15 protein-coding genes are annotated in these 13,262 nt (G+C 70.7%); 4 read left to right on the top strand and 11 right to left on the bottom strand.

From position 1 onward, the window contains the following. The first annotated feature begins 81 nt into the window (after positions 1-81). On the top strand, positions 82-1,473 hold the full coding sequence (locus tag OHA30_RS20970; RefSeq protein ID WP_328915400.1) for an IS4 family transposase: 1,392 nt from the start codon (positions 82-84) through the stop codon (positions 1,471-1,473). Between the two features lie 668 nt (positions 1,474-2,141). On the opposite strand, the gene OHA30_RS20965 is transcribed toward OHA30_RS20970, so the two are convergent. From OHA30_RS20965 to OHA30_RS20940, 6 genes are all read right to left on the bottom strand, one after another. Beyond that, the gene (locus OHA30_RS20965; RefSeq protein WP_328915399.1) at positions 2,142-2,591 is read right to left on the bottom strand and encodes an imidazolonepropionase-like domain-containing protein; all 450 of its coding nucleotides are present in this window, start codon (positions 2,589-2,591) and stop codon (positions 2,142-2,144) included. Positions 2,592-2,600: 9 nt separating this feature from the next. Beyond that, on the bottom strand, positions 2,601-3,791 hold the full coding sequence (mqnC, locus tag OHA30_RS20960; RefSeq protein ID WP_328915398.1) for a cyclic dehypoxanthinyl futalosine synthase: 1,191 nt from the start codon (positions 3,789-3,791) through the stop codon (positions 2,601-2,603). A 222-nt stretch (positions 3,792-4,013) separates the two neighbouring features. Beyond that, the gene (locus OHA30_RS20955) at positions 4,014-4,310 is read right to left on the bottom strand and encodes a WXG100 family type VII secretion target (protein ID WP_328915397.1); all 297 of its coding nucleotides are present in this window, start codon (positions 4,308-4,310) and stop codon (positions 4,014-4,016) included. An 86-nt stretch (positions 4,311-4,396) separates the two neighbouring features. Further along, positions 4,397-5,050: a hypothetical protein gene (locus OHA30_RS20950; RefSeq protein WP_328917929.1), complete on the bottom strand. Its 654-nt coding sequence runs from the start codon at positions 5,048-5,050 to the stop codon at positions 4,397-4,399. Positions 5,051-5,109: 59 nt separating this feature from the next. Then, the gene (locus OHA30_RS20945) at positions 5,110-5,424 is read right to left on the bottom strand and encodes a hypothetical protein (RefSeq protein WP_328915396.1); all 315 of its coding nucleotides are present in this window, start codon (positions 5,422-5,424) and stop codon (positions 5,110-5,112) included. Between the two features lie 120 nt (positions 5,425-5,544). After that, the gene (locus tag OHA30_RS20940; protein ID WP_328915395.1) at positions 5,545-6,405 is read right to left on the bottom strand and encodes a menaquinone biosynthetic enzyme MqnA/MqnD family protein; all 861 of its coding nucleotides are present in this window, start codon (positions 6,403-6,405) and stop codon (positions 5,545-5,547) included. 405 nt (positions 6,406-6,810) lie between these two features. Here OHA30_RS20940 and OHA30_RS20935 point away from each other — a divergent pair, with 405 nt between their 5' ends. Continuing rightward, on the top strand, positions 6,811-7,014 hold the full coding sequence (locus tag OHA30_RS20935; RefSeq protein WP_033177709.1) for a cold-shock protein: 204 nt from the start codon (positions 6,811-6,813) through the stop codon (positions 7,012-7,014). Positions 7,015-7,421: 407 nt separating this feature from the next. On the opposite strand, the gene OHA30_RS20930 is transcribed toward OHA30_RS20935, so the two are convergent. The 5 genes from OHA30_RS20930 to OHA30_RS20910 form a co-directional block, all read right to left on the bottom strand. Then, complete coding sequence (locus OHA30_RS20930; protein WP_328915394.1) at positions 7,422-7,748, bottom strand: DUF4229 domain-containing protein; 327 nt, start codon at positions 7,746-7,748, stop codon at positions 7,422-7,424. A gap of 148 nt (positions 7,749-7,896) precedes the next feature. After that, positions 7,897-8,418, bottom strand: a complete 522-nt coding sequence (locus OHA30_RS20925) for a GNAT family N-acetyltransferase (RefSeq protein ID WP_328915393.1) — start codon at positions 8,416-8,418, stop codon at positions 7,897-7,899. Between the two features lie 57 nt (positions 8,419-8,475). Then, positions 8,476-9,639, bottom strand: coding sequence for an aminofutalosine synthase MqnE (gene mqnE, locus OHA30_RS20920; protein ID WP_328915392.1), 1,164 nt, complete (start codon positions 9,637-9,639; stop codon positions 8,476-8,478). Between the two features lie 86 nt (positions 9,640-9,725). Then, positions 9,726-10,178 (bottom strand): Lrp/AsnC family transcriptional regulator, encoded by a 453-nt coding sequence (locus OHA30_RS20915; RefSeq protein WP_328915391.1) that lies wholly within the window; start codon positions 10,176-10,178, stop codon positions 9,726-9,728. Between the two features lie 85 nt (positions 10,179-10,263). Further along, positions 10,264-10,983, bottom strand: a complete 720-nt coding sequence (locus OHA30_RS20910; RefSeq protein ID WP_328915390.1) for a UbiX family flavin prenyltransferase — start codon at positions 10,981-10,983, stop codon at positions 10,264-10,266. Between the two features lie 229 nt (positions 10,984-11,212). On the opposite strand from OHA30_RS20910, the gene OHA30_RS20905 reads away from it, so the two are divergent. Together OHA30_RS20905 and OHA30_RS20900 are read left to right on the top strand one after the other, a co-directional pair. Then, entirely contained in the window at positions 11,213-11,746 is a 534-nt protein-coding gene (locus tag OHA30_RS20905) for a rhomboid family intramembrane serine protease (protein WP_328917928.1), read from the top strand. A gap of 268 nt (positions 11,747-12,014) precedes the next feature. Then, positions 12,015-13,130 (top strand): hypothetical protein, encoded by a 1,116-nt coding sequence (locus tag OHA30_RS20900; RefSeq protein WP_328915389.1) that lies wholly within the window; start codon positions 12,015-12,017, stop codon positions 13,128-13,130. Positions 13,131-13,262: the final 132 nt, after the last annotated feature.

The raw sequence follows: 13,262 nt of genomic DNA, 5'->3' as shown, positions 1-13,262 counted from the left end.
TTGGGGTGTTTGTGGGACAGCGGGGGCAGGGCCCCGCTACGGATATGGGTGTCGAGTCCGGATCCGTGGAGGGGCCCTGCTGTGTCTGAGTCTGTCATTACTCGTTCGGTGGCCGCAGGTGCCGGGTGTTTCGCGCCGGGGCATCTGGGGCCGTTGACGTGGCTGCTGCCGTTCTCCGTGGTCGATGAGGTTTTGGCGCGGACGGGCCGGGTGCAGCGGCGGGTGCGTGATCTGCCGGCCCGGGTGGTGGTCTATCTGCTGGTCGCGCAGGGGTTGTGCGGGTCGGTGTCCCTGGGGGCGGTGTACCGGATGGCGGGTGCCGCGCTCGGTGGCGCGGGGTTGCCGGACCCGACCCGGCAGGGCCTGCACGCGGCGCGGGTGCGGCTGGGGTCGCGTCCGCTGCAGTTGCTGTTGCGCGAGTTGTGCCGTCACCCGGCCGCGGTGCCGCAGCCGTGGCGGGGCCTTGAGGTCTGCGCGGTCGACGGCACGGTCCTGGCCGTCCCGGACAGTGCGGCCACCCGGGCCTGGCTGGGCAAGCACAAGCACCGCTACGGCACGGCGGGCTATCCGCTGGTGCAGGTGATCGCCTTGGTCTACTGCTCCACCCGCACCCTGGCCGATGCGGTCTTCGGCCCGGTCTCAGGCCGGGAGTTCGTTCCGGCCCGGCGGCTGCTGCGCAGCCTGCACACGGGAATGCTGGTCCTGCTCGACGCGGGGTTCGACGCGGCCGGGTTCCTGTCGGATCTGGTCGCCACCGGGGCCGACTTCACGGTGCGGCTGCCCCGCACCGCCCGCCTGCCGGCCCTTCAGCGCTACCCCGACGGCTCATGGCTGACGCTGCGGGCCGGCCGCGAAGTCCGCGCGATCGCCGTCACCGTCCAGGTCACCACCGACCAGGGCACCCGCACCAGCACATGGCTGCTGGCCACCAGCCTGCTCAACTGGCGCACCCATCCCGCCGACGCGATCGCCGCCTGTTACCACGACCGGTGGGAAGTCGAGGAAACGTTCTGCTCGGTCAAGTCCACGATGCTCGGCGGCCGGGTCCTGCACTGCACCACCCCAGCCGGCCTGGCCCAGGAGATCCATGCCCTGCTGATCAGCTACCAGCTCCTGCGCCTGGTCATGGCCCGCGCCGGGACCGCCGCAGGGCTGCCCTGCACCGCGATGGGCTTCACCCTGGCCCTGCGTGAAACCGTCAACGGCATCACCACCGCCACCGAGATCGACGGTCCCCCAGACGCCCGACTGCTCGGCGCGGTCGGCACCTACCTCCGCGACCACCCACTACCCCCACGCCGCCTGCGGATATACAACCGCCTCGTCAAACGATCCCTGTCCAAATACGCCGCCGGCAAGATCGGCAACGGCAAGAAACGCCAGACCGTCCCCACCGGCACCGCCCACATCACCGCAACCATCAACCACAACAGCCCAAACTCCCACCCCCACCAGCCCAAACGCCAAACTTGACGGCATTGGGGGTACCCCCAGCACCCCTCAGCCGAGCGGCCCCCTTAGGGGCGCGAGGAACTGCGCGGGCAACCCACCACCGGCCGATGGCCCGGCAACGACAGCAACAGCCCCTCCGGGCCGGTGGCCGAGTGCAGCCGCGCCGTGGCTGATCGCGCAGTTCCTCCCCCAGGCTCCGCCCGGGGGTACCCCCAGCGCCCCTCGGCCGAGCGGCCCCGTTAGGGGCGCGAGGAACCGCGCGAGCAACCCACCACCGGCCGGCGGCCCGGCAACGACAGCAACTGCCCCTTCGGGCCGGTGACGAACCACAGCCGCGTCGTGGCTGATCGCGCAGTTCCTCCCCCAGGCTCCGCCCGGGGGTACCCCCAGCGCCCCTCAGCCGAGCGGCCCCGTTAGGGGCGCGAGGAACTGCGCGGGCAACCCACCACCGGCCGGTGGGTCCGGATACGACAGAAACAGCCCCCTCGGGCCGGTGACGAACCACAGCCGCGTCGTGGCTGATCGCGCAGTTCCCCGCGCCCCTAAACGGAACGTCCCCAGCGCCCCCTAAACGGGACGTTTCCCTTAGGGGCGCGAGGAACTGCGCGAGCAACCCACCACCGGCCGACGGCCCGGCAACGACAGCGACTGCCCCCTCGGGGCGGTGACGGACTGCGCGCCCCTGCGGGCTAGGTGCGGCGGAAGAGGAGGCGGCCGGCCAGGACTGTGGCGACGCAGTTGCCCGCCGCGTCGAAGGCGGCGAGGTCGGCCCGGGCGGCGGGCGCGAGAGGGGGGCGGGGGCCGAGGGGCCCGACCAGGGCCACGCCCACCCGCGCGGCGGCGGCCCGTTCCGCGGGATCGGTCACGACCGCATCCCGCACCGCACAGGCGCCAAGAGCCAAAACCGCGTGCACCCGCTCCCGCGCCGTCGGCGCGTCCGGCAACGGACCTTCGTGCACCGACGCCGGCCCGAGCGTCCCGGGCCAGCGCCGCACCCGCGCCCCCGGATGCGCCGCGCTCAGCTCGGCGAAGGACCCGACCGCGGCGATCCGCTCGCCCTCCACCAGCACCGCCCCGGCGGCCACGGACGGCTGCCCGCCGCCGGGCAGCAGCACGTCCGCCGTGTGCAGCGTCAGCACGCGCGTCCCTCAGCGCTCGACGAGCAGCTTGAGCTCGGGGTGGGCCGTACCGCCCTCGATCGCGGTCGAGGACAGGTGGGAGACCACGTGGTCGTCGACCGGGTCGTTCGCCGGGTCCTCGTGCACGACCAGGTGCTCGTACGTCGTCGCGCGCTGCGCCGGCACCCGCCCGGCGGCGCGGATCAGATGGATCAGCTCCATCCGGTTGGAGCGGTGCTTCGCGCCGGCCGACGAGACCACGTTCTCCTCCAGCATCACCGAACCGAGGTCGTCCGCCCCGTAGTGCAGCGAGAGCTGGCCGACCTCCTTGCCGGTGGTGAGCCAGGAGCCCTGGATGTGGGCGACGTTGTCGAGGAAGATCCGGGCGATGGCGATCATCCGCAGGTACTCGAAGAGCGTGGCCTGCGTCTGGCCCTTCAGGTGGTTGTTCTCGGGCTGGTAGGTGTACGGGATGAAGGCCCGGAAGCCGCCCGTACGGTCCTGGACGTCACGGATCATCCGCAGGTGCTCGATGCGCTCGGCGTTGGTCTCGCCCGTGCCCATCAGCATCGTGGACGTGGACTCGACGCCCAGCCCGTGCGCGGTCTCCATGATCTCCAGCCAGCGCTCGCCCGACTCCTTGAGCGGCGCGATGGCCTTGCGCGGCCGGGCGGGCAGCAGTTCCGCGCCCGCGCCCGCGAAGGAGTCCAGGCCCGCCGCGTGGATCCGGCGGATCGCCTCCTCGACGCCGACCCCGGAGATCTTCGCCATGTGCTCGACCTCGGACGCGCCGAGGGAGTGGATCACCAGCTGCGGGAACTCCCGCTTGATCGCGGCGAAGTGCTCCTCGTAGTACTCCACCCCGTAGTCCGGGTGGTGACCGCCCTGGAACATGATCTGGGTGCCGCCCAACTCGACGGTCTCGGCGCACCGCCGCAGGATGTCGTCGAGCCCGCGGCTCCAGCCCTTCTCCGTGTCCTTGGGCGCGGCGTAGAACGCGCAGAACTTGCACGCCGTCACGCAGACGTTCGTGTAGTTGATGTTCCGCTCGATGATGTACGTCGCGATGTGCTCGGTGCCCGCGTAGCGGCGGCGCCTGATCGCGTCGGCGGCGGAGCCGAGCGCGTGCAGCGGCGCGGAGCGGTACAGGTCGAGCGCCTCTTCCGGCGTGATCCGGCCGCCGGCGGCGGCCCGGTCGAGGACGGCTGCGATGTCGCTCACCGGAGAGGTCGGAGAAGTCACCGGGGCTGTCCCTTCGGAGGGTCTGGGGTGGCGGGCCGGAGGGGCCTGAGCCGGTTCTGGTCGGACCCGGCCCAGCGTACGCCAGCGGCCGCCACCGACTACGGCCCCCCGACGGACGGGTGCGCCGCGGCGGGGACAGTGGCCGCCGCGGCGCGCACCCGTCTGCCGGGGGGCCATAAAGGAATCGGGCAGCGGCCGCTCTCAGCCGTGCAGGCCCTTGGCCAGCTGCTCGTCCGCCTGCTGGAACGCGTCGGCCGCGCTCTCCAGGAACTTCGCCATGCCGTCCAGGCCCTCGATGGTCTTGGTGGCACCGGTGTTGAACTCGCTGTAGGACTGGTCGAACTGCTTCGAGGAACGGTCCGTCACATAGCCGCCGTTGACCAGGTCCTGCACGAACTTCTGGAGCGTGCTCAGCTTCTCGGTGATCTCGTGCTGACCGCTGCGCAGCTTGGTGGCCGCGTCACGCATGTCCTGGTACGTCACATTCACGTTAGCCATGGCGGCTTGACTCCTCGTTCGACGTGCCGCAGGGCCGACCCCCGTGGCTCCTGAGTTGCAGGCTGATCCGATGGTCTGCGGATGATTTAACTTACAGGTGGGGACGTGGCGGTCGCAGCCCCCGGTTCCCGGTACCTGAAGGTCCCGGTGACGGCGTCGAAGATGTCGAAGAAGGAGTCCGCGAGGTCGATCACGGAGCTGCCGGCGGCCACCAGCGCGACCTGGTCCGCCCGTCCCGGCAGCGGGATGAACGTCTGCATCAGCACCGTACGCACGGCCCGCGCGTCGCCCGGCACGGTCACGTCCTCGACGCCGTACGTCCTGGCCGCGAGGCCGGTCTCCGGGATCTCGACGGTGGTCACCTTGCGCCAGGTGTCGCCCTCGCGCGCCGCCTCCTTGGGGCGCAGCCCGGCCACGATCGACGCCGGGTCGGCGGCCGGCAGCCGGCCCTCGGGGGTACGCGCGCCCACCAGCGAGACGGTGACGGTCGCGGTCAGCGGCAGCGCGTCGAAGTTCTGCGCCATGCAGCCGACGTAGACGGCGCCGCTCTCGTACGCGTCGCGGGCGGCCTTGCGCAGGAAGCGGCCCAGGACGTCCCGGTGCGGGGCGAGCGCGGGGTTCTCCTTGACGCGGCGGGCGAGCATCCGGCGTACGGAGTCGTCCCGGGTGGCCGGGTGCAGGTCGAACTCCCACCAGCTCATCGGCACGGTGAGCGAGAAGCCCTCCCGCTCGACGGGCATCACCCGTACGGAGGCGGGCACTTCGGGGCCGGGGCGCTCGCCGGACGGCCGGGCGGCGCTCACTTGCCGTCCCCTTCGGAGGACTTGGCGAGCTGGTCGGCGAGATCCTTGTCGGCCTTCTGGATCTCCCGCACGGCGGTGGCCGCCATCTTCGACAGACCTTCGAGCTGCCCGTCGATCTCCTTGCGGCCGTCCTTCCAGTTGTGCTCGAAGCTGTCGAGCGCGTCGGAGACCTTCGCCGAGCCGAGCTTGGCCTCATAGGCGTCGAAGAGCTTGCGGGTGCCGTTCATCGTCGTGCGCACGGTGTCCAGGTTGTGCGCGAAGTCCTCAAGTCCCGTCAGGTCGACCGCCAGCCGGTCCGGCTTCCCACCCATGGTGTCCCTCCCCCGTCCCTCGGCGGCTCCGCACGCCCGCGTGGCGGCCCGCTCCCACGACCGTACCGAAGTCCGGCCGTGAGCGTCCCGCCCCCGGGGGGAGGTCCTACGGCGGGACCGTCAGCGGCCGGGCAGGAGCTCGACGCGGGCCTGGGCGGGGAAGCCGACGCGGCGGGCGAACTCGGAGATGCCGGTCAGCTGGTCGGCGCCCAGGGAGAAGTCGAGGGTGGTGTAGTAGCGCCGCAGCAGGTCCTCGTCGAAGGACTCCCAGCGGGCGCTCTGCTCGGCGACCTTGTCGACCTCTTCGAGGGACAGGTCGCGGGAGGCGAGGAAGGCGCGGTGGACCTCGTGGACCGCCTCGGGGTGCGCGGCGAGGTAGTCGCGGCGCACGGCCCAGACGGCGAAGACGAAGGGCAGCCCGGTCCAGTCCTTCCACATCTGCCCGAGGTCGTGGACTTCGAGGCCGAGCCGCGGGGCGTCGTGCAGGGACGCGCGCAGGGCGGCGTCGCCGATCAGTACGGCGGCCTGGGCCTCGTGCATCATCAGCGCGAGGTCCGGCGGGCAGCGGTAGTAGTCGGGCGTGACGCCGTAGCGCTCGGTGAGCAGCAGCTCGGCGAGCCGGACCGACGTACGGCTGGTGGAGCCCAGGGCGACCCGCTGGCCGTCGAGCCGGTCCAGCGGCAGCTGGCTGACGATCACGCACGACATGACCGGGCCGTCGCAGCCGACGGCGATGTCGGGGAGAGCGACCAACTGGTCGGCGTGGCGCAGATACTCCATGAGGGTGACCGGGCCGATGTCCAGGTCGCCGTCGATCAGCTGGGCGCTGAGCTTCTCCGGGGTGTCCTTGGTCAGCTCCAGGTCGAGCAGGGCACCGGTTCTGGCGAGACCCCAGTAGAGGGGGACGCAGTTCAGGAACTGGATGTGGCCGACCCGGGGGCGGGTGAGGCCGGGGTCGCCGTCACGCACAGAGGTGTCCATATCGCGGACGCTACTCCTGGGGCGGGCCGCCGCCGCGCCGGGGTGTCCCGGCGTGCCGCGCGCCCGGGTATCGGGGCCGGCGTACGCCCCGCGTACTCGATCGCTCACAATCCGGCCTTCGCGCTCATTTGTGGGAGTGCGCAATCGGGTCGGGGAAACCGCTGGACAAGCCCCGCGCACCACCCGCGCAAGGCCCCTCAGGGAGGGCGCTCACGACCCGTAAAAACGGATCTTGAGGCTCTTCCCCGGCCCAGACCCCACATGCTAGGCTCATCGCAAGTTGCAGTTTGGTTTCCTTGCAGTACAAAGCCTGCGGATCATGTAACCCGCGGGCTTTTGTAGTTTTCAGACATTGCAGTAGCAGGTTCTGGAGCAGGGCAACCCTTTGGGCCCAAGGAGGGCTTTATGGCTACCGGAACCGTGAAGTGGTTCAACGCTGAAAAGGGCTTCGGCTTCATCGCCCAGGACGGCGGCGGCCCGGATGTCTTCGTTCACTACTCCGCGATCAACGCCTCCGGCTTCCGCTCCCTCGAGGAGAACCAGCCGGTGACTTTCGATGTCACTCAGGGCCCGAAGGGTCCGCAGGCGGAGAACGTCACCCCGAACTAGTCGTCGACTAGTCCGGAAGGTCGGCGCAAGCATCGCGCCCAGAACCTGCAGTACCAAGGGGCCCCGCATTTCCTTTGCGGGGCCCCTGCCTTTTGCGGTACACAGCCGCCCGTGCCGCCCGAAACCCGTCCACAACGGCGGCGGTTCGGCGGTTTTCCCGGTACGGCTCCCCGATGTCCTCCCGGCGTCCGCCCGAAGTCCGTCGCGAGGACACGGAAGCGGCCGAAAGCACCCGGAACTCACCGATCGACTCGGCACGCGGGACAGCGGAGTTGACGGCGGAGTTCGCGTCGCCCCGGGCCTTCCCGAGTTCCCCGGGCGGCCCTTGATCACGGATGCGCCGGAAGGGGCGCGCGGCGCCCTTGTGACGCCTGCGCCGCCCGCGCGGCGGGCGGTCCGGGCGGACGTCAGACGGCGTGCGGCTCGCTGTCGCGAGCGCCCCCGCGCGCGGCGTCGTCGGCCTCGTCCTCGGCGCTCGCGCTGGCGGCGAGGTTGGCCGCGAGGTTCTGCCGGGTGCGCTCCACCCGGCCGGAGACCTGGACGGCGGCCTGCTCGCGTACGCCCCGCAGCAGCACCCAGCTGAGCGGCGCGGAGACGAGGAGCGAGAGCAGCGCGACCCACAGGTAGTTCGAGTCACCCAGCCCGGCCGGCAGGACATGCAGCCGGACCAGGCCCCAGATGACCCCGAAGCTGGCGACGATGAGGCCGAAGCGCAGTGCGGTGTAACGGAGCATGCGTCCAGTGAAGCACGCCGCTCTCCCGGCCGGTCGGCCACCCCAAGGTGCGGCGGCGGCCGCGTCGCCCGGCACGGCCCCGCGGACGCCGGCGGAAGGCCGCCGGGAAGGCCCTCAAGGCGCCCTCAGGGCCTCGCCGGAAGGACGTTCAGAGCGTCAGCAGCATGTAGATGTCGTCGCGGTCGTCGCCCGGCGAGACACGGATCGCGCCCGGTACCCGGCCGACCTCCTTGTAGCCGCACGTGGCGTAGAAGAGGTCCACGCCCGTGCCGCCCCGGCAGGTGAGCCGGATCGCCTCTATGCCGTGCAGTTCCCGGGCGGCCCGCTCGACCGCGGCCATCAGCGTCCGGCCGTACCCCTGCCCCTGCCGGCCGGGGTGGACCATGACCGTGTAGAGCCAGACCCAGTGGGTCATCAGCCGGTGGCCGTTGTACGCGAGGAAGGCGGTCGCGGCGACCTCGCCGTCCTCGTCGCGCCCGACCAGCAGCCTGCGCCGCCCGGCCGTGACCTCGGCGAGCGAGCACTCCAGGTCGGGGCGGATGTCGTCCTCCGTCACCGGGGGGACGAAGCCGACGGCACCGCCCGCGTTGGACACGTCGATCCAGAGCGCGAGGATGTCGTCCTTGAGCTCGTCGTCGATCACCGGGTCCAGCTGGCACGTGAGGGACATGCCAGCATCGTAAACATCACCGATCCATACCCCGGCCCGTACGCAGTGTCACGCTGGTCACACCCGCATCGGCTGCGGCGACTCACGGCGGGCGTCGTCCGGGCCCGGGTACTCCCTGATCGTCTCGTAACGGGTGTTGCGCTCCACCGGACGGAAGCCCGCGTCGCGGATCAGTTCGAGAATGTCGTCCCTGGTCAGCTTGTTGGGCGTGCCGTAGTCGTCCGCGTCGTGGGTGATCTTGTACTCCACGACCGAGCCGTCCATGTCGTCGGCGCCGTGGTTGAGCGCGAGCTGCGCGGTGGACAGGCCGTGCATGACCCAGAACACCTTCACATGCGGCACGTTGTCGAAGAGCAGCCGGGAGACCGCGAAGGTGCGGAGCGCCTCGGCGCCGGTCGCCATCGTGGTCCGCGCCTGGAGGGTGTTGCGGACCTTGCCGTCCTTCATGTCCACGAAGTCGTGCTGGTAGCGCAGCGGGATGAAGACCTGGAACCCGCCGGTCTCGTCCTGGAGTTCGCGCAGCCGCAGTACGTGGTCCACCCGGTGCCTGGGCTCCTCGATGTGGCCGTAGAGCATGGTGGCCGGGGTCTTGAGGCCCTTGGAGTGCGCCAGCCGGTGGATCCGCGACCAGTCCTCCCAGTGCGTGCGGTGGTCCACGATGTGCTGGCGGATCTCCCAGTCGAAGATCTCGGCGCCGCCGCCGGTCAGCGACTCAAGGCCCGCGTCGATCAGCTCGTCGAGGATGTCGGAGGCCGACAGCCCGGAGATCGTCTCGAAGTGGTGGATCTCGGTGGCGGTGAATGCCTTGAGCGAGACCTCCGGCAGTGCTTCCTTGAGCGCCTTGAGCGAGCGCGGGTAGTAGCGCCACGGCAGCGTCGGGTGCAGGCCGTTGACGATGTGCAGCTCGGTGAGGTTGTCGCCCTCCATGGCCTTCGCCAGCCGGACGGCCTCCTCGATCCGCATCGTGTACGCGTCCTTCTCGCCCGGCTTGCGCTGGAACGAGCAGTACGCGCAGGACGCGGTGCACACATTGGTCATGTTGAGATGCCGGTTGACGTTGAAGTGGACGACGTCACCGTTCTTCCGCGTCCGCACATGGTGGGCGAGGCCGCCCAGCCAGGCGAGATCGTCGGACTCGTAGAGGGCGACACCGTCCTCACGGGTCAGCCGCTCACCGGCGTGGACCTTCTCCTCCAGCTCGCGCTTGAGCCCCGCGTCCATCCGCTCCTCCTCCTGCCGAACCGAACCGTTCGACAGTACGCCACCGCCGCCGGACGGGATTCCGGGGGCACGGCCCCCGGGCCCGCTCATTCGTCGGGCAGCGCGCCGACCCGGTTCTCCCACTTGGTGGAGAGCACGATGGTCGTACGGGTCCTGGCCACGCCCTTCGTACCGGACAGCCGGCGGATCGTGTGCTCAAGCCCGTCCACGTCGCCGACCCGCACCTTGAGCATGTACGAGTCGTCGCCCGCGATGAACCAGCAGTCCTCGATCTCGTCCAGGTCGCGCAGCCGGCCCGCCACGTCCTCGTGGTCGGCGGCGTCCGAGAGCTGGAGGCCGACCAGCGCGGTCACCCCGAGGCCGAGCGCGGCGGGGGCGACGGTGGCACGGTAGCCGGTGATCACCCCGGCCTGTTCCAGCCGGTTGATCCGGTCGGTGACGCTCGGGCCCGACAGTCCCACGAGCCTGCCCAGCTCCGCGTACGACGCCCGGCCGTTCTCGCGCAACGCCTGGATGAGCTGCCTGTCCACCGCGTCCATCAGTTTGGACCCTCCCGTTCGTCCCGTGACTGCGCTGTCCGGAAATGAATCTAAGGCATAAACGGGTGCATGCCCTGCACATCTATTATCCGGTGGCCGTCCGGCCGTCGCCGGACCCGTCCTGAGCGCCCTCGGGCGCCCGGCCGCCGCCCAACTCGCCCCGCCAGCGCCGGTAGAGGGTGTGCGGAACGCCCGCCGCGTCCAGCGCCCGTCCGGCCACGAAGTCCACCAGGTCCTGGATGTGCGTGGCGCCCGCGTAGAAGGCCGGTGAGGCGGGCAGTACGACCGCGCCCGCGTCGTCCAGCGCCACCAGATGCCGCAGCGTCTGGCCGCCGAGCGGGGTCTCGCGCACCGCCACGACCAGCGGCCGGCGCTCCTTGAGGGTCACGCTCGCCGCGCGCTGCAACAGGTCCTTGGACAGCCCCAGCGCCACCCCGGCCACGCACGCCGTGCTCGCCGGCACGATCAGCATGCCCTTGGCCGGATAGGAGCCGGAGGACGGACCCGCCGCCAGATCGCCGGCCGGCCAGAACCGTACGGACCCCAGCGCGCCCGGGGCATGACGGAAGGCGTCCGGGGAGCCGTCTGCGCCGCGGGCCAGCCAGCGGGCCAGATCCTCGGCCCAGTGGGCGTCGCGGAAGGCGGCGCCGGTCTCGTCCAGCAGCGTGAGGCGGGCCGCCCGGCTGATCACGAGGTCGACGGCCTCGCCCGCGTCGAGCAGCGCGCGCAGCACCGCGGCCGCGTACGGCGTGCCCGAGGCGCCGGAAACTCCCACGACCCAGGGCCTGCGCTTGGTGTCCTCCACGCGGTCGAGCGTAACGGCGTGGCCGAACGCCCGCCGATCCGGGCGCCGGAGCGGGAACCGAACCGGGGTCCACGCGCGTTGTTGACATTGAGGCCACTGGACCGCCAGGGGGGATTCGGTGACATACGGACAGACCGCTCGACGATCCACCGGGCCGGGGGATCGGTTCACCGACGTCCTGCTCTCCCCGCTGCGCGCGGGGGGCCGGGCCACGGCGGCCGCGGCGCTGATGCTGTCGTGGGTGGCGCTGCTGTGGGTGCTCGAAGCGATCGACGTGATCGCCGGGCACCGGCTGGACACCTTCGGCATCGTGCCGCGCAAGGGCAGCGAGCTGCTGGACATCGTGCCGTCCGCGTTCACCCATTTCGGCTTCGGCCATGTGGCCTCCAACAGCCTGCCGTTGCTGGTGCTCGGCTTCATCGCCGCGCTGCGCGGCATCGGCCGCTTCCTCGCGGTGGCCTTCGTCATCATCGTGATCGGCGGATTCGGGGTGTGGCTGATCTCACCGGCGCACACCAACACCGCCGGCGCCTCCGGGCTGATCTTCGGCCTCTTCGGCTATCTGCTGGTCCGCGGCTTCGTGGACCGGCGGGCGCTGGACATCGTGGTGGGCCTGGCGGTCGGCGCGCTCTACGGGTCGATCCTGTGGGGGGTCCTGCCGACCGCCCAAGGGGTGTCCTGGCAGGGCCACTTGTGCGGGCTGATCGGCGGGGTGGCCGCCGCCTTCCTCTTCCGTGAGCGCACGGTGGCCGTCTCGCCCTGACCGTCCGCGCTCCCCCATCCCGGCCGTCCGCGGCCCCGAACCCCGATCCGTACACACCCCGGACCCCGACCGTCCGCGCCCTTTGCGGGCCGACTCCGAGCGGGGGCGTTTCCGCGCCTTCCGGGTCCCGGCAGCCAACCCGCCGGAAAACCACCACGAAAACCCCCGTGAGTTCACAGACCGTGCACAGCTACCCTCAGAGCGAGGGTGGTCCAGACCCATCGTCACCATTTTTCCGTAAGCGTCCAAGGAGTTCGTCATCATCACCATGCGCAAGGGCCTCGCTGCCGCCGGAGTGGTCGCCCTGATAGCCACAGGGTCCGCCGCTTGTGGTGCGGACACCCCGACCACGCCGCAGGGCAAGGTCACGAACGCGTTCGAGAAGCTCAGCAACCAGAAGTCGCTCACCCTGGAGCTGGCCTTCGACGGGTCGGCCGAGCAGATCTACTCGGCCATGAAGGACGAGGACGACTTCACCAAGGACGACGCGAAGGTCCTGTCCGACCTGCGGCTGTCACTGGCCGTCAGCTCCGGGAAGTCGTTCAACCTCCTCAAGGGCACCGAGAAGGGCAGCTCGGGCTACTTCAAGCTGGCCACCGACGAGTCGCGCGACAAGGGCCTGTTCGAGGTCAAGGTCGTGGACGAGAAGGTGTACCTGCGGGTCGACATCAAGGGTCTGGAGAATCTGAGCCCCAGCGCCGCCAACTCCTCCGGCGTCAAGGAGTTCAACGAGTTCCTGGACGGCGCCGACGACCTGCCCTCCTCGCTGGCCTCCGTCAAGGCCGCCCTCAAGGGCGAGTGGATCAGCATCGACCCCAAGGCCTTCGCCGAGTTCGCCAAGAGCATGAGCAAGGACATGGGCGACGGTGCGGACTCGCCGCTCGCCGGACTCCCGGACACCAAGGCGCTGGACGCCAAGAGCCAGAAGAAGGCCGTGGCCGCGCTCCGGGCGGCCTTCGCGCACAACGCCACGTTCGCCGACCTCGGCAAGCGCGACGGCGCCGACCATGTGAAGGTCACCGTGCCCGCGCGGCAGTTCGCCAAGGAGTTCGTGAACGGTCTCGGTTCGCTCACCGACCAGATCCACGACTTCAAGCTGTCGGACGTGGACAAGGTGCCGAACAAGTCGTTCTCGGTCGACGTGGCCATCAAGAACGGCATCGTCACCGGGCTCACCTTCGACATCGCCCAGCTGGACACGGAGGCCACCGGCAAGCTGCCGCTGACGCTGTCCCTGGACAACAACGTCGCTCCGATCGCCGCCCCCGAGGGCGCCAAGCTGCTCAACCCGCAGGACCTGCTCGGCCTGGCGATGTCGGGCTTCAGCAGCTCGGAGGACAGCGACTCGGGCTCGGGCTCGGACTCGGACTCGATCTTCGGCTGAGCCGGGCCCGTGGTACCGCCACCCTGACATGGGCGCGGCCCCGGCGGGAGATTCCGCCGGGGCCGCGCCCTTGCCGTATACGGCCCGCGGGGGCCGCCTGTGCTCCGTACGGCCCGCGGGGGCCGCCTGTGC

The organism is Streptomyces sp. NBC_00223 (assembly GCF_036199905.1).
Taxonomy (GTDB): domain Bacteria; phylum Actinomycetota; class Actinomycetes; order Streptomycetales; family Streptomycetaceae; genus Actinacidiphila.
This window is presented reverse-complemented; position numbering and strand designations above follow the sequence as displayed.

Excerpts from the sequence above, each read along its gene's own strand:
- OHA30_RS20955 (WP_328915397.1), bottom strand. The coding sequence starts at position 4,310 with ATGGCTAACGTGAATGTGACGTACCAGGACATGCGTGACGCGGCCACC.
- OHA30_RS20950 (WP_328917929.1), bottom strand. The coding sequence starts at position 5,050 with ATGCCCGTCGAGCGGGAGGGCTTCTCGCTCACCGTGCCGATGAGCTGG.
- OHA30_RS20945 (WP_328915396.1), bottom strand. The coding sequence starts at position 5,424 with ATGGGTGGGAAGCCGGACCGGCTGGCGGTCGACCTGACGGGACTTGAG.
- OHA30_RS20940 (WP_328915395.1), bottom strand. The coding sequence starts at position 6,405 with ATGGACACCTCTGTGCGTGACGGCGACCCCGGCCTCACCCGCCCCCGG.
- OHA30_RS20935 (WP_033177709.1), top strand. The coding sequence starts at position 6,811 with ATGGCTACCGGAACCGTGAAGTGGTTCAACGCTGAAAAGGGCTTCGGC.
- OHA30_RS20930 (WP_328915394.1), bottom strand. The coding sequence starts at position 7,748 with ATGCTCCGTTACACCGCACTGCGCTTCGGCCTCATCGTCGCCAGCTTC.
- OHA30_RS20925 (WP_328915393.1), bottom strand. The coding sequence starts at position 8,418 with ATGTCCCTCACGTGCCAGCTGGACCCGGTGATCGACGACGAGCTCAAG.
- mqnE (WP_328915392.1), bottom strand. The coding sequence starts at position 9,639 with ATGGACGCGGGGCTCAAGCGCGAGCTGGAGGAGAAGGTCCACGCCGGT.
- OHA30_RS20915 (WP_328915391.1), bottom strand. The coding sequence starts at position 10,178 with ATGGACGCGGTGGACAGGCAGCTCATCCAGGCGTTGCGCGAGAACGGC.
- OHA30_RS20905 (WP_328917928.1), top strand. The coding sequence starts at position 11,213 with ATGCTGTCGTGGGTGGCGCTGCTGTGGGTGCTCGAAGCGATCGACGTG.
- OHA30_RS20900 (WP_328915389.1), top strand. The coding sequence starts at position 12,015 with ATGCGCAAGGGCCTCGCTGCCGCCGGAGTGGTCGCCCTGATAGCCACA.